Source organism: Streptomyces sp. NPDC041200 (genome assembly GCF_055591805.1).
Genome location: NZ_JBVIZF010000004.1, coordinates 143,801 through 160,275, shown reverse-complemented (window position 1 = coordinate 160,275; position 16,475 = coordinate 143,801). Strand labels below are relative to the sequence as shown.

Here is a 16,475-nt window from a genome sequence, read left to right as displayed (position 1 = left end):
GCGCCGGACCGGGCCGTGGTCCGGGGCCGCCCAGGCGCTCGATACTCTTGACACCATGAAGTCGCACCAGACCACCCAGACGATGAAGCCCGCCACCGCGGCGAAGAAGCTGGGTGTGTACCTCCAGGCCACCCCCGCCGAGTTCCAGGAGGGCGTCGTCTCACGGGCCGAACTCAACGCCCTCCAGACCGATCCGCCCGAGTGGCTGCGGGAACTGCGCCGCAACGGCCCGCACCCCCGGCCGGTGGTCGCGGCGAAGCTGGGCACCTCCATCGCGGGCCTGGCGCGCGGCGGCATCACCGAGCCCCTCACCACGGAGCAGATCGACGCCCTGAAGGCGGAGCAGCCCGAGTGGCTGGAGAAGGAGCGCGCCACCCAGGCCGAGGTGCGCAAGGAAGCGGTGCGGATCAAGGAGAAGAAGGCGGAGAAGGCGGAGCGCGCCGCCCAGTCCGGCCCGCCGCGCTCCTGACCCTTCCCGCCCGTTCAGCCCTTCTCAGTCCTTGTAGTCGGGAGCGACGCGCTCCACGAGCCGCAGCAGGGCCGACCACGCCAGGTCGTACGCCGTGTCGTCCTGGAGGTCGGAGCCCTCGTCCTCGCCCGCGAGCTGACGTGCGGTCAACTCGCGGATTTCCGGAGGCGGCATGACGAGTTTCGCGCCCCCGGCCGTCGCCGCGACCTGGATCTCACACGCCTTGTCCAGGTAGTACATGCGCAGGAAGGCCTGGGCGGGGGTTTCCCCGACGGTCAGCAGACCGTGGTTGCGCAGGATCATCGCAGGGTGACCGGCGAGATCGGCGACGAGCCGCCGCTGTTCGGCGAGGTTGAGGGCGACGCCCTCGTAGTCGTGGTAGCCGAGCCTGCCGTAGAACTCCATGGAGATCTGGTTGAGCGGCAGCAGACCCTCCTCCTGGGCGGCGACGGCGCAACCGGCCTTGGTGTGGGTGTGCAGGACGCAGTGGGCGTCGGGCCGGGAGGCGTGGACGGCGCTGTGGATGACGAACCCGGCGGGGTTGACCGGATGCGGGGTCTCCTCGACGGGGCGGCCGGACAGATCGACCTTGACGAGGTTCGACGCGGTGATCTCCTCGAAGAGGAGCCCGTACGGGTTGATCAGGAAGTGGTGTTCGGGGCCGGGGACGCGGGCGCTGATGTGGGTGAAGATCAGGTCGGTCATCCGGAAGTGCGCCACCAGGCGGTAGACCGCGGCGAGTTCGCGGCGCAGCCGCGCCTCCTCGGCGGAGGTGTCCGGGGCGGCCGGATCGGTGTGGTGGGGCGTCGAAGCGGTCACGGGATGAGTCCTCGGGTCGTGGGGTGACGGTGGATTCGGTCCGTCTCAGACGGTCGCGGGAGCGGGTTCGGGCGCGGTGGCCGGTTCGCCCGCCACGCGGCGGCGCCAGGCGTCGACCGCGGGCTCCCCGGTCGGCTTGGTGGCGAGGCTGACGGCCACGTAGGCGACGAGGGCGGCGAGCAGGCCGAAATAGATCGGCTCGTTGGCGAGCAGCCCCTCGACCACCATGAGCGTGATCACCGTGACGCCACCCGCGATCATCGCGGCCAGGGCACCGGGCAGGTTGCCGCGCTTCCACACCAGCCCGCCGAGGATGGGCACGAGCAGGCCGCCGACCAGAAGGTTGTAGGCGACGGTGAGGGCGGCGAGGACATCGCCCAGGACGCAGGCGATGACGATGGCGGTCACGCCGAGGACGACGATGGCGAGCCGGTTCGAGCGGATCTCGTCGCGATCGTCCGGGCCGTCCGTGGCCTCGGTGGTGCGGCGTCGCAGCCGGGCCCAGATGTCGTTGTTGGCAACCGTGGCCGAGGCGATCAGGGCGCCGCTGGCGGTGGACATCATCGCCGACAGGGCGGCGGCGAGGACGAGTCCCCGGACACCGGTGGGCAGGGTGTGCTGGACGATGGTGGCGAACGCCTGGTCGGCGCTGGCCAGGTTCGGGTAGAGCGCCTTGGTCGCCATGCCGATGACGGCCCCGGCCAGGGCATAGACGAGACAGTAGATCCCGGCGGCGGTACCGCCCCAGGTGGCCACCCGGTCGTTGCGGGCGGTGAAGACCCGCTGCCAGATGTCCTGCCCGATGAGCATGCCGAACGTGTAGATCAGCACATAGGTGAAGATGGTCTGCCCGCCGATGGAGGCCGGGGAGAAGTAGTCGTGCGGCAGCCGGTCCGCCATCGCGGAGAAGCCCCCGGCCTTGATCACCGCGATGGGCAGCAGCAGGACGAGCACGCCGATGCTCTTGATCACGAACTGCACCATGTCGGTGAGCGTGATGGACCACATGCCGCCGAGCGCCGAGTAGCCCACGACGATGGTTCCGCCGATGACGACCGCGACCCAGCGCGGCACGTCGAAGAGCACGTCGAAGACGCTGGCGTACGCGATCGTCGAGGTCACGGCCAGCATCAGGGTGTAGACCCACATCACCACGCCGGAGATCACGCTCGCGGCGTCGCCGTAGCGCAGGGAGAGCATTTCGGCGACGGTGTAGACGCGCAGCCGGGCGATCCGGGCGGAGAAGAACACGCTGAGGGCCAGCAGCCCGAGACCGATGGCGAACACCATCGCGGCGCCGGAGACACCGTAGGTGTAGCCCAGGCGTACCCCGCCGATGGTGGAGGCGCCGCCGAGGACGACGGCGGCCATCGTGCCCGTGTACATCAGCGGGCCAAGCCGCCGCCCGGCGACCAGGAAGTCGCTCTTGGAGGCGGCGAGTCTCTTGCCCCACCAGCCGACACCGACGATGGCCAGCAGATATCCGAGCATGACGAGGTAGTCGACGGCCATCAGGTCCTCCGAAGCGGTACGGCGTGGGGGGGGGTGATGCGTGACCTTATCCACGGTGCACACTGGCGCTGAACCCGCGGATTCGCCTCATGTGAAACCGTCCGTTGGACGATTCCGACACCCCGGCGCGGTGCCGCAGGATGAGAGGATCCCTGCCTTGTGACCGAGCACGATCCACTGTCCGTCCCCCTCGGCGTGCTGCTCGCCGACTCCTCGCTGGGCCTGCGCCAGGTAGCCGGGCCCGCCGGGGAGCGGCGCATCGGCACGGTCGGCACCACCGAGATCGAGGACCCCACGCCCTATCTCGTCGGCGGCGAACTCCTCCTCACCGCCGGAGTGCGGCTGCCGCCCGACGCGGACGGCATCGACACCTATGTGGCACGCGTGGTGGCCGCCGGGGTCGCCGCCCTCGGCTTCGGCGTGGCCCCGGTGCACGAGGACGTACCGGCCGATCTCATCGCCGCGTGCGACCGCCATGGGCTGCCGCTGCTGCGGCTGCCGCCGCACACCCCGTTCGTCGCCGTCGGCCGGGCGACGTACGCCGCCATCGCCGAGGCCCGCAACCGCGACCTGAAGAAGGTCTCGCAGGCGCAGTCGGCCCTCGCCTCGGCCGCCGCCCGTCCGGACGCGCTGCAGGCCGTACTCACCCAGCTCAGCGCCCACACCGGCACCTGGTCGGTGCTCTTCGACGGCCGGGGCAACGAACTGTTCCGTGCGGGAAGGCGTCCACCGGAGCCGGTGCCCGCTCTGCTGCGCGACCTCGCCGTCCGTACGACATCCCGCCCCGCCACCGGCCGGGCCACGGGCGGGCCACCGCCACCCTCGGCGGCAGCCCACCACCACGACGGCGTGCACCTGACCGTGCACACGCTGCCCGGCGCCGACGGCACCACCACGCTGGCCCTCGGCCAGGCCGCCACCACCGCCCTACCGATGGTCCACCGCCAGGTGACGAGCACGGCGACCGTCCTGCTGTCCCTGCTCACCAGCCCGCGGCACGCCCTGAACACCGACAGCCGCAGCGCCGGAGCGCTCGTGCGGCTCATGCTCGGCGCCACCCCGGCCGAGGTCGCGCCCGACCTCGTACCCTCCGGACACCCGGCGCACGACCACTGGATCGTCGTCCACGGACGGCAGGATCCCCACCGGTCGCGTCAGGGTCAGGACCCGGCGCAGCTGGCCGCCCTCGGTACGGCGCTCGGCACCGCGTACGTGCACATCGACGGTCCGGCGCTGCGGGCGCTCGTCCCCTGCGCGCCGGACACCCGTCCGCGCGTCCCCGCGCAGGCCGCCGCCCTCGGGTGGACCCTTGGCTTCAGCACCCCCTCCCCCGCGGCCGGCCTGCCACGCGCCGACGCCCGGGCCGGGCGGGCACTGCAGCGCGCGATCGCCGCCGAGGTGGCGGCCCTGGTGCACGAGGACACGGCACCGGCCGTGCACTCCCTCGTCTCGCCCGCCGACGCCCGGGAGTTCGCGCGGGCCCGCTTCGCCGCGCTCGGCGGGGCCGGTCCGCCGGGCGCCGCCGTACTGCTCGGCACCCTGCGGACCTGGCTGACGTTCCACGGCAGTTGGGACCGTACGGCCGCCGAGCTGCGGGTCCACCGCAACACGGTGCGCCACCGCATGACCCGGGTCGCCGGGCTCCTCGGCGCCGATCTCCAGGACCCGGCGGTGCGGATGGATCTCTGGTTCGCCCTGGAGTGGCTTCCCGACGACACGGTCTAGTTCAGTCCGGCAGCCCCCACGGCTTGGCGTCGCCCACGGCCGGTACGTCGCGCGGGGCCGGGTCGGGGCGGGTGCCGCGCGGGGCGATGAGGGCCGTCTCGTCCCGGCGGAGCGGGATCTCGATGCGGCCGGGCCCCGTTTCCCGGTACCTCAGCCGCCTGCCGCGCTCGTCCCGTACGTCGACGGCGCCGCGGATGCCGTGGTCCAGCACCAGGGGCGCGCCCGCCTCGCTGTGCACGCGGACCCACCGGGTGCGGCCGCCCGAGCGGTCCGCGTCGATACGGAACGCGCCCTGGGCACGCAGGGACTGGACCGAGAAGTCGGGCCAGCGCCGCGATACGGAGGGGAAGACACGCACCACGCCGCCGTGGCTCTGCACGGCCATGTCGAGCACCGACTGGGTCGCCGTCAGCGGGCTCTCGATGCCGAGGTTCCCGCCCTCGACGTACATGGTGTTCGGGGTCATCCAGGCGTTGTTGATGACGTTGCCGCCGGTGAAGAAGGTGAGGAAGTCGAGGGCTTCCTCGGGGCGGTCCATCCGCGAGGTCATCGACGAGGCGGCGGCATAGCTGTAACCGGCCCACAGGGCGCGGTCCTTGACCCAGTGATCGAAGGTGGTCCGCATGATGTCCCGGTCACCCGGCCGGTCCCAGTCCAGCTCGTGCAGCGGGAACAGCCACAGCATGTGGGAGAAGTGGCGGTGGGATTCGGTGAGCGGTTTGCCCGCACCGATCATGACGCCGGTCGCGTCGCGCGGGTAGGCCACCAGGCGCCCCAGGATCTCGCGCCAGCGCGCGGCGCGCGGATGGTCCGTACGGAGAATCCGCAGGCAGTCGAGGAGCGTGGCGCAGCCCCAGCGGAGCAGGGAGAGGTCGTAGACGCAGTCCTCGGCGTCCGCCCACTCGGGTGAGCGGGTGAGCGGGAGGTGCAGCTTGCCGTCGCCGCCCTCGTACAGGAAGTGGTCGTAGAAGTTCACCGCCTTGACGAGGATCGGGTAGAGGACGTCGCGCACGATACGGGTGTCCATGGTGTGGCGGTAGCTGAGCCAGACGTTGTGCATGGCCCAGATGAGGTTGCCGTTGTTGTCGGTCTTGGTGGAGGTGCCGGGGATGCCGACGGTCTTGGCGCCGGGGCGCAGCTTCCAGTCGGAGGGGTGGGCGAGGGCGTAGGTCTGCCCGTCCTGGTACTGCGGCGGGACCGAGAGCGGCAGGTACTGCTCGAAGTCCTTGAAGGTGGAGGTGACGGAGTCGAGTTCGAGGTGGTTGGAGCCCTGGATCAGCCAGGTGGCGATCTGCACGTTGAGGTTCCACCACACGGCGGTCCAGCTGCCGCCGGTCTCCGGGTACCACGGTCCCCACTCGGACATCGAGGGGCCGCCCGCCCGGGTGGCGCAGGCCGCCTTGTAGAGCTGGATCCAGTAGAAGTCCTGGAGGCGCTTGTCGGGTACGGACAGCAGGCTGCGCCGGTAGAAGCGGTGCCACCAGGCGCGGTGTTCGCTCACCAGGTCGTCGGGGTTCGCGGCCAGGGTGCGGGCCACCTCGGCGACGGCCAGCTCCGTGGTGCGCGACAGGTCTCCGGGGTAGCGGTAGACGATGTGCGCGGCGAGCAGTCTGCCGGTGCCGACGCGCCGTTCGCGCCACGCGGTGGTCCAGCCGCCGCCCGCGATGAGCGGCTGCTCGACGTAGCCGGTGGCGCCCGCGGTGCCGGTGCGGGGGTCGGGGTTGCCCGTGTAGTCGGCGGGCTTGTCCTTGGTGCGCGGCGAGGCGGCGGGCAGCCAGGTGAACGACCAGGCCGCCGCCGCCTCGCCCGCGCTGGGGCGGGTGGAGATCAGCAGCGCGGTACGGGCGTTGTGCACCAGCATCGAGAAGCGGACGCTGCCCCGGGTGGTGGTGACGGTGCCGCGCAGCTCGGCGTCCCAGAGGTCGAGGGTCCAGTCGAGGCCGGTCACCTCCCCGGCCAGGGTGAGGTCGAAGTGGCCGATGGGCAGCCGCGAGAAGCCGTACGGGGCGCGCCACTGGGGCCGCTGGTCCTGCACCTGGCTGTGGCTGACCATGACTTTCACGGAGTTGGGCGTCGCGCCCCGGTAGACCTGCGCGCCGAGCAGGCCGTTGGCGAGGAAGGGGCCGTCCTTCCAGTCGCCGGGCATCCGGCGCCACCGCAAGGACGCGGCCCTGACCACGCGTTCGGTCGGGTTGTCCGAGCCGCCCGAGTGCTGGGGCGTGGCCCAGGCGGTGCCGGATCCGGCCAGCCAGCCAGCGGTGCCGACGGTGCCGATCGCGGCCGCCGAGCCGATCACACCTCTTCGAGAGATCCCGTTCCCTGTCGTCGGGGTCACGTATGTGCCTCCCATACCTGGTGGTGAACTACCCGGCATGGTGCCGCCAGGGAGGCGGCAAGGGAAGACCTCCGACGTATCAGAGGGTGAATCCGACAAGCGCGCCCACAACGCACCGACTGAGGCGTGAACCAACCGATGTCTCGCCGTCCGCCTCGGTATTAGACGCTGACCATGCAGAGGAGAGCGATAACGCCCAGGAAGCCGAGACCGCCGAGGGCGGTTCCGGCGACGGCCGTCCACAGACGGCCCGCGCCGCGGCGGGCGTGGTAGATGCCGATGGCGCCGAGGGCGACAGCGAGGCCCCCGGCGATGGGCACCAGGGGGAGGGTGAAGGCCAACAGCGGGGACGGCAGTACGCCGACGATGGCGAGGACACCGACGACGGAGAAGACGCCGAGGACCACGGCGGTGGGGCCCAGCGCGACGGCGGGTGTGTCGGTGCGGTGGGCCATGGTCGGTGCAGGCATGAGTGTCCCCCTTGCAGAGCCCCCGGAGCGGGCTCATCTGACGTACCGATCGTAGCCGGGGTTCCCCGGCGCTCCGGTGGGCAGGGTGGGTGCGTCAAGTCCCCCTGATGGAGAGGATGTTCCATGCGAGGCATTCTTCGAAGACTTGGTCCGCTGGTGGCGGTTTTCCTCGTCGTGGCGCTGGTGTCCGTGGCCCAGGGAGCCGAGCGCAGCCGGGCGCGCACCACACCTGCGGAGGAGAGCAAGCCGCGTCCGGGCAGCCACTGGGTGGGGACCTGGACGTCCATGCCGCAGCTGACCGAGCCGGGCAACATGCCGCCCCCGCCGTACACCGGGGGCGGCGCGGTCCTCACCGACAGCACGCTGCGGCAGACCGTGCACGTGTCGGTGGGCGGCCGCCAGCTGCGGCTCCGCTTCTCCAACGCCTTCGGTGGCGCGCCCCTCCCCATCTCCCGCGTCTCCGTGGCCCGTCCCGTGGGCGGCCGGGCGGGGGTGAGCGCGATCGAACCGGGCACCTCCCGGCCCGTCACCTTCGACGGCCGTGCCGCCACGACGGTGCCGATGGGCGCGCTGGTGGTGTCCGACCCGCTGGACTTCCGGTTGCCGCCGGGCTCGAACCTCACCGTGACCATGTACCTGGCCGCCGGGCAGCAGTCGACCGCCATCACGTCCCACCCCGGCTCGCGCACCGCCTCGCATCTGCTGCGCGGCGACCACGTCGACGCCGCCGACCTGAAGGGGGCGGCCCCGGTCGAGCACTGGTACTTCCTGAGCGGCGTCGAGGTGTGGTCGACGGCGCGCACCAGGGCCACCGCCGTACTGGGCGACTCGCTCACCGACGGCAGGGGTTCCACCACCAACCACAACGACCGCTGGACGGACCAGCTGACGGCCCGTCTGCGCGCGGACCACCGGACGGCCGACGCCGCGGTGCTGAACCAGGCGGCGGGCGGCAACCGGCTCCTCCAGGACGGGCTGGGCCCGAACGGCCTCGCCCGCCTGGACCGTGACGTCCTGGCGCAGAGCGGCGTCACCTCCCTGGTCGTCTTCGAAGGCGTCAACGACATCGGCACCGCCCCCGCCACCCCCGGCGCGCAGCGGGACATCGCGGACCGGATCATCTCCGCCTACGGCCAGATCGTCGTGCGCGCCCACGCGCAGGGCATCCGGGTCTACGGGGCCACCCTCACCCCGTTCGGCGGCAGCACGCCCTACGACGACGCGGCGGGCCACCGCGAGGCGGCGCGGCAGCGGGTCAACGACTGGATACGGAGCAGCGGCCGCTTCGACGCGGTCGTGGACCTGGACCAGGCGACCCGGGACCAGGACGACCAGCGGCGGCTGCGCCCGGACCTCGACGTGGGCGATCATCTGCACCTCAACCCGGCGGGCTACCGCGCGATCGCCGACGCCTTTCCGTCGCGCCTCTTCCACCGCTGACCGCGCGGGTATCCGTCCACGCCCCCATGTTCCTCTGTTCCTTGCCGTGTCTCCTTCCCGTGCCGTACGAATGGACGGTCCTGCGCCGGTCGGCGGAGGACGAGCAAGCGAACGGCGAATCAGGAGCATGCGCATGCGGACCGACCCCACAGTCACGGCCGGGACGCCCAGCGAGCGGGGGCCGGTGTCGCGCCGGTGGTTCCTGGGTGTCTCCGGCGCGGCCCTCCTCACCGCGGGCTGTCAGGACACCGGTGGGAAGAGCGAGGGCGTCGGGAACACCTCCGGGCGCCGGGCCGTCGTCCCGAGCGGCGCGCTGGGGGCCAACTTCAACGAGGACCCCAGCACCATGGACTTCTCCATGCTGGAGGGCCTCTCCGCTGGCTGGCTGCGCGGCTTCGTGCCCATGCCGGAGCTGGACGAGACCCCCGCCGGGCAACAGGCCGCGATCAAGGCGCTTCTGAGCGCGCACGACAAGGGGTACGGCACGGTCCTCTCGCTGAAGTTCCCCTACAACCACCGTCCGATGCCCGCGGCCGACAGTGCGGCCATGGACGCCGAACTGGCGCGGGTGGACAAGGTGCTGGACGCCGCCATGGGCAAGGCCGACATCCTGGCGATGGCCAACGAGCCGTTCATCGAAAGCCTGAAGAAGGACCACGACGGGACGCTGAACGCCTTCTACGAGAGGGTGGCGCGGCACGTCATCGCGTACCGGAAGAAACACTTCGGGCAGCGCTGCCGGACCCGTCTGTACATGGGTTCCCTCAACCACCTCGACAGGCCCGACTGGCGTACGCCCGCGACCGAGCGCTGGATGAGGTTCACCCGCGAGACCCCGGAGATCGAGGGCGTGGACATCCACCCGCACGTGGCCGCCATCGAGGACTCGCAGAAGTACCTGGACTACATCCTTCCCGAGCTCCGCCGCGACCAGAAGTTCCTGGTCACCGAGTTCTCCCTGGTCCTGCTGTGGCAGCAGCACATGCGCGACGCCATCCCCGCCGAGTTCGCCCGGCGCTACAAGCTGCCCGTGAGCACCGAGGTGTGGCAAGTGATCAAGCAGGCCACCGAGCGCCCCTTCCCGCAGCAGAAGTGGCAGGACTTCCTGTCCATGAGCCCGTGGTTCGAGACCCACAAGCATTACCTGCGGAACCAGATGAAGAAGTTCCGTGACACGGGACAGCTCGCCGTGGCCACCTACGGCGTGGCGCAGGCACCGGCGATGGTGAAGGACTTCGGTCCCGGCAAGCAGCCGTGGCTGCTGAACAGCCTGTACTCCAACCTGATCGTCCAGGAGGGCGAGGGCGGGAAGCCCGCGCGGAGCTATGGCTTCTTCGACGACTTCCGTGCCCTGCAGCGTGCCCAGGACCGCCGGCCGGTGCGCACGGCCGAAACGGCGACGTGACGATCTGTCACGCCGCAGATACGCGAGCACCGCCAGCACCCTGCGGTGCGTCGCGTCGGCCGGGGGGAGGTCCAGCTTGCTGAGGATGCCGCCGATGTGTTTGCCCACGGCCGCCTCGGACACCACGAGTTGGCGGGCGATCGCCCCGTTCGACTTGCGTGACCTCCGCCGCCAGGTCGCCCTCGCGCGGCTGGTGGGTGCCGAGGCGCTGATGGTGGTCGCGGTCGGGGCGGCGCTGGGTGTCGTGGTCGCCGGGCTCCATCTGGCGGGCATGGGGAGCGCTCTGGCCCTGCTGTCGGCGCCGACCACGGTCCCGGTTCCCTGGGCTCCCATGGGCACGGCCGTGGGCGCTTGCGCGGTGCTGGCCGTGGTCTCGTCCGTCGTCCCCGCCGCGCTCGCCCTGCGCTCAGCGGCTCCCCGGACCCGTCGCGAGCAGTCCGCCCACGACGAGCGCGGCCAGCGATTCGGCCGTGGCCGTGAGCTGTTCCGGTGAGGCGGGCTCGGGTCTGCCCAGCCGGCGCGCCAGCGGCACGTCCACCATTCCCGAGACGGGCGGGACGACGGCGAAGAACAGCACGTCCATCGGGACCGGCGCCATGCGCCCGGCGGCCACGAGCCGCTCGATGCTCGCCATCAGGGTCCGCAGGGTCGGGGCGATGTACTCCTCGTACAGATAGTCCAGCCGCTCGCTGTCCTGGTTGAGTTCGTTGACGAAGAGCCGCCCGATCAGCGGCGCGTCGGCAGCGGTCCGGTAGAAGCCGGTGATGGTCCGCCGCAGGCACTCGGCATCGTCGGCCGAGGGATCCGGCTGCGGCAGCCGCGCCAGCTGGGCCCCCAGGGCCGAGTCCACCACCGCGCGCCAGAAGGCGGCCTTGGACCCGTACCGGTCGTTGATGAAGTTGTGGCTGACGCCCAGGCGCCGGGCCAGCTCGCGCGCGGAGGCCCGCTCGTACCCCAGTTCCGCGAAGGTTTCGAGCCCGCGCTGGAGGATGTTCTCCTCCTCGGGCAGGGCGGGGGTGTCCGCTCCGGGGCGCCCCGGCCGTCGAGCGGATTCGGCTCGTGCTCCCACCGTTGTCTCCCTTGCCACGTGCGCACTGCTTGCCATGGACATCCTAAGGACCTCCGTCCCGATTATTTGACACCTGTCAGATTCACTCTAATCTGACAGGTGCCAGACGGGTCCATCGACTCGCGGAGCACCACTTCTTCCGGAGATTTCCCCCATGCCCCGAACCACCTCCGACACGTCTGTCGGCACGGTCGGCACGCCCCTCGCGCCCGCCGACGCACCCCCTCGCCATCGCTGGTGGATCCTCGCCGTCATCGGCCTGGCCCAGCTCATGGTGGTCCTGGACGCGACCATCGTGAACATCGCCCTGCCCTCCGCGCAGAAGGACCTGGCGTTCTCCGACGGAGACCGGCAGTGGATCGTCACCGCCTACGCCCTCGCCTTCGGCAGCCTGCTGCTGCTCGGCGGCCGCATAGCCGACCTGTTCGGGCGCAAGATGACCTTCCTGGTGGGGCTGGTCGGCTTCGCCGGTGCCTCCGCCCTGGGCGGCGCCGCGGGCAGCTTCGAGGTGCTCGTCGCCGCCCGCGCCATTCAGGGCCTGTTCGGCGCCCTGCTCGCCCCGGCCGCACTGTCCCTGCTGACCACGACCTTCACCGACGCCAAGGAGCGTGCCAAGGCCTTCGGCGTCTACGGCGCCATCGCGGGCGCCGGTGGCGCCATCGGGCTGCTGCTGGGCGGTGTGCTGACCGAACACCTCGACTGGCGCTGGACCCTCTACGTCAACCTCGCCTTCGCCGCCGTCGCCTTCCTCGGCGGCGCCCTCCTGCTCAATCGCACCAGCCGCGACAAGACCGCCACCATCGACATCCCCGGCGCCGTCCTGGTCTCCGCGGGTCTGTTCGGCCTGGTCTACGGCTTCTCCAACGCCGAAAGCCACGCCTGGAGCTCCCCGGCCACCTGGGGCTTCCTGGTCGCCGGCGCGGTCCTGCTGGCCGTCTTCGCCGGGTGGCAGACGCGCGCCGCACACCCGCTGCTGCCACTGCGGGTCCTGCTCGACCGCAACCGCGGCGCGTCCTTCGTCTCCGTGCTGATCAGCGGCGCCGGAATGTTCGGGGTCTTCCTGTTCCTCACCTACTACCTGCAGCAGAGCCTGGGCTACACCCCCATCAAGACCGGGCTGGCGTTCCTGCCCATGGTGGCGGCGCTCATGGTCACCTCGACCCTCGCCTCCACCGTGCTGATCCCCCGTCTCGGCCCCAAGCCGGTGGTGCCGCTGGGCATGGGCACCGCCGCCGCGGGCATGGCCTGGCTGACCGCTCTCGACCTGCACAGCGGCTACGCGACGGACATCCTGCCCCCGCTGGTCGTGGCCGGACTGGGCCTCGGCCTGGTGATGGCCCCGGCCATGAGCCTGGCCACCGCCGGGGTGGACGCCGAGGACGCCGGTGTCGCCTCCGCCGCCGTCAACACCATGCAGCAGGTCGGCGGTTCCCTGGGCACCGCCCTGCTCAACACGCTGTCCACCAGCGCTGCCACCGACTACCTGACCGGCAAGAACCCCAAGGACCCCGCCGTCCTCGCCCAGGCCGGTCTGGAGGCCTACTCCACCGCCTACTGGTGGTCGGCCCTCTTCTTCGGCGCGGGCCTGGTCATCAGCGTCCTCCTCTACCGGCGCGGCGCGCCCGCCCAGGATCCCGACGCGGCACCCGTGGTGCACATGTGACGCGCTCACTGCGTTCCAGGGCGAAGCCGCAGCCGGTGACGCGTCGCATACTGGCCACATGGCTGCTGAGGCGGGGCGGGAAGGCGAGGCGTTCCAGGAGTTCGTGCGCTTCGCGCCCCGGTTCGGGGGGATGGTCACGTCCGCGGTGGGCTATCGCACCGGCGGGCTGCCGCCGGCCGTGCACCGGGGGCTGCCGTCCCCCTGGCTGACGTTGATCTTCTCGCTGGACGGGCCGGTGACCAGCGGGTTCACCCTGGAGCAGGCGCGGGGCGCGGACGCGGTGCGGACCGACATCGTGGTGGGCGGGCTGCACCAGACTCCGGCGTATGTGATCCAGCCGGAGCACGAGAGCGGGCTGCAGCTCGCCGTCCATCCGCTGGCGGCCCGCAGGCTGCTCGGTCTGCCCGCGGGCGCGCTCGCGGAGCAGCTCGTGGTGTCGGGGACGGAGGTGCTGGGTGCGCGGGCCGCGGAGATCCACGAGCGGATGCGGGAGCGGCAGGGGTGGGAGGAGCGGTTCGCCCTCCTCGGCTCGTATCTGAGGGCGCGCGCGGCGGACGAGGCCATGCCGGTCCGTCGCGAGGTGGTCGAGGCCTGGGCGTGGCTGGCCCGGCACCGGGGCGCGGGCACGCTGCGCGGACTGGCCGGGCACGTGGCACTCAGCCCGCGGCGGCTCACGGCGCTCTTCCGGGCCGAGACCGGCCTGAGCCCGAAGCAGGCTGCCCGGCTGATGCGCTTCGAGCACGCCAAGGCCACCGTGGTCCGGGCCGTCGCCACGGGCGGCTCGCCCGATCTGGCGCGGGTCGCGGCCGACTGCGGCTACTTCGACCATTCCCATCTGGTGCGGGACTTCCGCCAGTACACCGGCGTCAGCCCGACGGCCTGGCTTGCCGAAGAGTGCCGGAATATCCAAGCGGGCGGGCACCGGAACGGCGAAGAGTGAAAGGCATGAACACCATGGAAAACCAGCAGCGTGCCCCGAGCGTCTGGCCGACCCTCCAGGCCCATGACGCGCCCGCTCTGATCGACTTCCTCGTCGGCACGGTCGGCTTCCTGCGCACCGCCGTGTACGAGGACGGCGGCCGGGTGGCACACGCCCAGCTCGACTGGCCGGAGGGCGGCGCGATCATGCTCGGCTCCTACAAGCCGGACAGCGCGGACTGGTGTCTGCGACCGGGCACCTTCGGCGCCTATGTCGTCACCGACCACGTCGACGACCTGTACCAGCGGCTGAGCGCGGCAGGGGTGAAGGTCATCCGGGAGATCGCGGACCAGCCGTACGGCAGCCGCGAGTTCGCGATCGCCGACCCCGAGGGCAACAAGTGGTCCTTCGGCACCTACCGGGGCGAGCCCCGCCCGGCGGACTGACGCGGCGCGGGGCCGCCCGCGCCGGGGCGCGCCCGGTGTGCGTCCGCCACCGCGGCGTGCAGCTTGGGGCGGATCTCCTCGGGAAGCCGACGGTCGTGCGCCCACCGCACAATGTGCCGGGCGACCTCGCGCACCTTGATGTTGGTGTGCTGGGAGACCGTGCGGAGCACCGCCCAGCCCTCCTCGGACCGCAGGCCCGTCAGCGCGACCAGCACGCCGATCGCCTGGTCGATCACGGCGTGCGAGACCAACGCCCGGTGGAGGTGGTCGATTTCTTCCTGCAGGGCGGCCACCTTGTCGTCTGGCTCGTTTTCGTCGGTCATGCGCGGCGCTATCTCCACTTCGGTCCCACAGCCACGATGTCCGCGGACGTCAGCACCGTGTTCCTCCGATCCACCCTGGTGCTGCGCCGATGGCTGGGACCAGCCGCGTAGCGAACGGCATCGGGGGCAGCAGTCCACTAAACGAAAAACCCCTGGTCGCGAGAGGAAATCTCCGCCGTGCACACCCTCACCTTCGACAGCGACAACCTGGAACAGACCGAGGAGTTCCTCAGCAGCGCGTACGCCAAGATGAACATCGGCAACGGCACACCGGAGACCAGCCGGACACGCATCTCTCGCAGCGCCATCGACTCCCTCAGCGTCGACGAGCTGGACCTGGACTTCGACATGAGCTACGCGGTCACGCCGCTGGGCCGGATCTGTCTGTGCGTCGTCCACGAAGGCACCATCCAGAAACACACGTTCCAGGGGGTCGAGGACTCGTTCGGCCCCGGCGACGTGGTGTCGTTCGCCCCGCCGGAGCTGCCCTACTCGGGGCAGATCTGCAGCGCCCGCTACAACATCACCATGCTGGACCCCGCCCTGCTCAACCAGGTGGCCGCCACCGCCGACACGGCCGACTCCAGCCCCGTCCGTCTCACCGGACACCGACCGCACTCCCCCGCCGCGGCCCGGCAGTTACGGAAGACGATCATCTACGTGCGCGACCACGTCCTGACCGATCCCGCCGTGGCAGAACAGCCACTGGTCGCTTCCACCGCCGCGCAGCACCTGGCCGCGAGCGTCCTGGCCACGTTCCCCAACACCACGCTCACCGCGCCGACCGCGTCCGACAGCAGGGACGCGCACCCGGCCATGCTGCGCCGCGCGCTGGCCCACATCGAGGATCACGCCGACGAGCCCGTCACCGTCGCCGACATCGCCGCCGCGGCACGCGTCACCGTGCGCGCACTGCAGTACGCCTTCCGTCGGCATCTGCACACCACGCCGCTCGGCCATCTGCGCCAGGTGCGTCTCTCCCGCGCCCACCACGACCTGCTGAACGCCGAGCCCGGCGGACCGGCCACCGTCACCGAGACCGCCGCCCGATGGGGCTTCTGGCACCCCGGCCGCTTCGCCTCCCTCTACCGGGAGACCTACGGCCGGTCACCACGCCAGACCCTCCGCGAACCGGCCGCCCGCCGGGCGACGGCCCCTCCGCCCGCACACCTGAGGCAGACGGACGGAGAGGGCCGAACCCGGTGTCACACCATCAGCCGAGGTTCAGATCGAGGTTGGTCACATACCAGGCGTCCTTGATCTTGGTGGACTCCACCTTCACGTCCAGCTGCCCCGGCTTCACTCCGGTGGAGTTGGACACCATGACCTTGTCGAGCGTCTGTCCATCGACGGTGATCTTGTCGGCGGGTACCAGCACCTTGCCACCGGTGGCCGGGACCTTGGCGACCTCCACCTTCGGGCTGCCGCTGGACTGCTTGGGCGTGAACGACTCACGGAACCTCCCGGCGCTCTCGCGCATCTTCCGCACTTCGGGCGCGTCGCCGTTGCACCTCTCCGGGGTGCCGACCTGCGCGGGCGACGAGCCCTTGGCCGGTCCCGCCATCACCAGACACGCCTGCTTCGGCCGCCCCTTGATGACCTCGGTCACCCACGTGGCAACCGCCTCCTCGGCCGTGGCCTGGCGGGGCTCCGAGGCCTGCGAGTCCGCCGACCCCTCCCCCTTCTTCTCCGCCCCGGTGCCGGTCGAGCTGCTCGCCGCCGGCTTGCTCCCCGAGTCGGACTCCGCCTCCTTCGAGCAGCCCGTGACACCGACGACGGCCGCTACCACCGCCGCCCCGGCGATCCAGCGGACGGTCCTGCTCATGTTGCTCTCTGACACTCTCTCAAGAGCCTTTCCATAGACATCCGTACGGCCGATG

General features: G+C 71.3%; 16 protein-coding genes and 1 pseudogene. 9 read left to right on the top strand and 8 right to left on the bottom strand.

Annotated features, from left to right (window positions below):
• The first annotated feature begins 55 nt into the window (after positions 1 to 55).
• Positions 56 to 469 carry a DUF5997 family protein gene (locus ACZ6CL_RS14295; RefSeq protein ID WP_468935600.1) on the top strand — a complete coding sequence of 138 codons (414 nt, stop codon included), beginning with the start codon at positions 56 to 58 and terminating at the stop codon, positions 467 to 469.
• Positions 470 to 493: 24 nt separating this feature from the next.
• Here the strand turns inward: ACZ6CL_RS14295 and ACZ6CL_RS14290 are convergent, their stop codons facing one another.
• Together ACZ6CL_RS14290 and ACZ6CL_RS14285 are read right to left on the bottom strand one after the other, a co-directional pair.
• Positions 494 to 1,288: a class II aldolase/adducin family protein gene (locus ACZ6CL_RS14290; protein ID WP_468935598.1), complete on the bottom strand. Its 795-nt coding sequence runs from the start codon at positions 1,286 to 1,288 to the stop codon at positions 494 to 496.
• Between the two features lie 45 nt (positions 1,289 to 1,333).
• Entirely contained in the window at positions 1,334 to 2,800 is a 1,467-nt protein-coding gene (locus ACZ6CL_RS14285) for a sodium:solute symporter family protein (protein WP_468935596.1), read from the bottom strand.
• Between the two features lie 159 nt (positions 2,801 to 2,959).
• Here ACZ6CL_RS14285 and ACZ6CL_RS14280 point away from each other — a divergent pair, with 159 nt between their 5' ends.
• Entirely contained in the window at positions 2,960 to 4,525 is a 1,566-nt protein-coding gene (locus ACZ6CL_RS14280) for a PucR family transcriptional regulator (protein ID WP_468935593.1), read from the top strand.
• Between the two features lies 1 nt (position 4,526).
• Here ACZ6CL_RS14280 and ACZ6CL_RS14275 read toward each other — a convergent pair whose 3' ends face one another.
• Entirely contained in the window at positions 4,527 to 6,860 is a 2,334-nt protein-coding gene (locus tag ACZ6CL_RS14275; RefSeq protein ID WP_468935591.1) for a glycosyl hydrolase family 95 catalytic domain-containing protein, read from the bottom strand.
• A 161-nt stretch (positions 6,861 to 7,021) separates the two neighbouring features.
• Positions 7,022 to 7,330: a hypothetical protein gene (locus ACZ6CL_RS14270; RefSeq protein WP_468935589.1), complete on the bottom strand. Its 309-nt coding sequence runs from the start codon at positions 7,328 to 7,330 to the stop codon at positions 7,022 to 7,024.
• A gap of 123 nt (positions 7,331 to 7,453) precedes the next feature.
• On the opposite strand from ACZ6CL_RS14270, the gene ACZ6CL_RS14265 reads away from it, so the two are divergent.
• On the top strand, positions 7,454 to 8,770 hold the full coding sequence (locus ACZ6CL_RS14265; protein ID WP_468935586.1) for an SGNH/GDSL hydrolase family protein: 1,317 nt from the start codon (positions 7,454 to 7,456) through the stop codon (positions 8,768 to 8,770).
• A gap of 133 nt (positions 8,771 to 8,903) precedes the next feature.
• Positions 8,904 to 10,175 carry a hypothetical protein gene (locus ACZ6CL_RS14260; protein WP_468935583.1) on the top strand — a complete coding sequence of 424 codons (1,272 nt, stop codon included), beginning with the start codon at positions 8,904 to 8,906 and terminating at the stop codon, positions 10,173 to 10,175.
• A gap of 12 nt (positions 10,176 to 10,187) precedes the next feature.
• On the opposite strand, the pseudogene ACZ6CL_RS14255 reads toward ACZ6CL_RS14260, so the two are convergent.
• Positions 10,188 to 10,331, bottom strand: a pseudogene (locus ACZ6CL_RS14255) (DNA-binding response regulator); the annotation flags it as partial.
• On the opposite strand from ACZ6CL_RS14255, the gene ACZ6CL_RS14250 reads away from it, so the two are divergent.
• Positions 10,270 to 10,668: a hypothetical protein gene (locus ACZ6CL_RS14250; RefSeq protein WP_468935581.1), complete on the top strand. Its 399-nt coding sequence runs from the start codon at positions 10,270 to 10,272 to the stop codon at positions 10,666 to 10,668. The pseudogene ACZ6CL_RS14255 and the gene ACZ6CL_RS14250 sit on opposite strands and share 62 nt — an antisense overlap.
• Here ACZ6CL_RS14250 and ACZ6CL_RS14245 read toward each other — a convergent pair.
• Positions 10,582 to 11,184, bottom strand: a complete 603-nt coding sequence (locus ACZ6CL_RS14245; RefSeq protein ID WP_468936045.1) for a TetR/AcrR family transcriptional regulator — start codon at positions 11,182 to 11,184, stop codon at positions 10,582 to 10,584. The genes ACZ6CL_RS14250 and ACZ6CL_RS14245 overlap by 87 nt on opposite strands.
• Positions 11,185 to 11,398: 214 nt before the next feature.
• Between ACZ6CL_RS14245 and ACZ6CL_RS14240 the strand changes: the two genes are divergently transcribed.
• Genes ACZ6CL_RS14240 through ACZ6CL_RS14230 form a run of 3 tightly spaced genes read left to right on the top strand, consistent with a single transcriptional unit; the run spans position 11,399 to position 14,272 of the window.
• Positions 11,399 to 12,907: an MFS transporter gene (locus ACZ6CL_RS14240; protein ID WP_468935579.1), complete on the top strand. Its 1,509-nt coding sequence runs from the start codon at positions 11,399 to 11,401 to the stop codon at positions 12,905 to 12,907.
• A 58-nt stretch (positions 12,908 to 12,965) separates the two neighbouring features.
• Positions 12,966 to 13,847 (top strand): AraC family transcriptional regulator, encoded by an 882-nt coding sequence (locus ACZ6CL_RS14235; protein ID WP_468935576.1) that lies wholly within the window; start codon positions 12,966 to 12,968, stop codon positions 13,845 to 13,847.
• A 14-nt stretch (positions 13,848 to 13,861) separates the two neighbouring features.
• Positions 13,862 to 14,272: a VOC family protein gene (locus tag ACZ6CL_RS14230; protein ID WP_468936043.1), complete on the top strand. Its 411-nt coding sequence runs from the start codon at positions 13,862 to 13,864 to the stop codon at positions 14,270 to 14,272.
• Here the strand turns inward: ACZ6CL_RS14230 and ACZ6CL_RS14225 are convergent.
• On the bottom strand, positions 14,242 to 14,595 hold the full coding sequence (locus ACZ6CL_RS14225) for an ANTAR domain-containing protein (protein ID WP_468935574.1): 354 nt from the start codon (positions 14,593 to 14,595) through the stop codon (positions 14,242 to 14,244). The two genes, ACZ6CL_RS14230 and ACZ6CL_RS14225, sit on opposite strands and share 31 nt — an antisense overlap.
• 177 nt (positions 14,596 to 14,772) lie before the next feature.
• On the opposite strand from ACZ6CL_RS14225, the gene ACZ6CL_RS14220 reads away from it, so the two are divergent.
• Entirely contained in the window at positions 14,773 to 15,855 is a 1,083-nt protein-coding gene (locus ACZ6CL_RS14220) for an AraC family transcriptional regulator (protein WP_468935572.1), read from the top strand.
• On the opposite strand, the gene ACZ6CL_RS14215 is transcribed toward ACZ6CL_RS14220, so the two are convergent.
• On the bottom strand, positions 15,809 to 16,420 hold the full coding sequence (locus tag ACZ6CL_RS14215; RefSeq protein WP_468935570.1) for a hypothetical protein: 612 nt from the start codon (positions 16,418 to 16,420) through the stop codon (positions 15,809 to 15,811). The genes ACZ6CL_RS14220 and ACZ6CL_RS14215 overlap by 47 nt on opposite strands.
• Positions 16,421 to 16,475: the final 55 nt, after the last annotated feature.

Coding starts and splice junctions, on each gene's coding strand:
- ACZ6CL_RS14250 (WP_468935581.1), top strand. CDS start 10,270: ATGTGTTTGCCCACGGCCGCCTCGGACACCACGAGTTGGCGGGCGATC.
- ACZ6CL_RS14225 (WP_468935574.1), bottom strand. CDS start 14,595: ATGACCGACGAAAACGAGCCAGACGACAAGGTGGCCGCCCTGCAGGAA.
- ACZ6CL_RS14265 (WP_468935586.1), top strand. CDS start 7,454: ATGCGAGGCATTCTTCGAAGACTTGGTCCGCTGGTGGCGGTTTTCCTC.
- ACZ6CL_RS14230 (WP_468936043.1), top strand. CDS start 13,862: ATGGAAAACCAGCAGCGTGCCCCGAGCGTCTGGCCGACCCTCCAGGCC.
- ACZ6CL_RS14285 (WP_468935596.1), bottom strand. CDS start 2,800: ATGGCCGTCGACTACCTCGTCATGCTCGGATATCTGCTGGCCATCGTC.
- ACZ6CL_RS14235 (WP_468935576.1), top strand. CDS start 12,966: ATGGCTGCTGAGGCGGGGCGGGAAGGCGAGGCGTTCCAGGAGTTCGTG.
- ACZ6CL_RS14240 (WP_468935579.1), top strand. CDS start 11,399: ATGCCCCGAACCACCTCCGACACGTCTGTCGGCACGGTCGGCACGCCC.
- ACZ6CL_RS14260 (WP_468935583.1), top strand. CDS start 8,904: ATGCGGACCGACCCCACAGTCACGGCCGGGACGCCCAGCGAGCGGGGG.
- ACZ6CL_RS14270 (WP_468935589.1), bottom strand. CDS start 7,330: ATGCCTGCACCGACCATGGCCCACCGCACCGACACACCCGCCGTCGCG.
- ACZ6CL_RS14215 (WP_468935570.1), bottom strand. CDS start 16,420: ATGAGCAGGACCGTCCGCTGGATCGCCGGGGCGGCGGTGGTAGCGGCC.
- ACZ6CL_RS14295 (WP_468935600.1), top strand. CDS start 56: ATGAAGTCGCACCAGACCACCCAGACGATGAAGCCCGCCACCGCGGCG.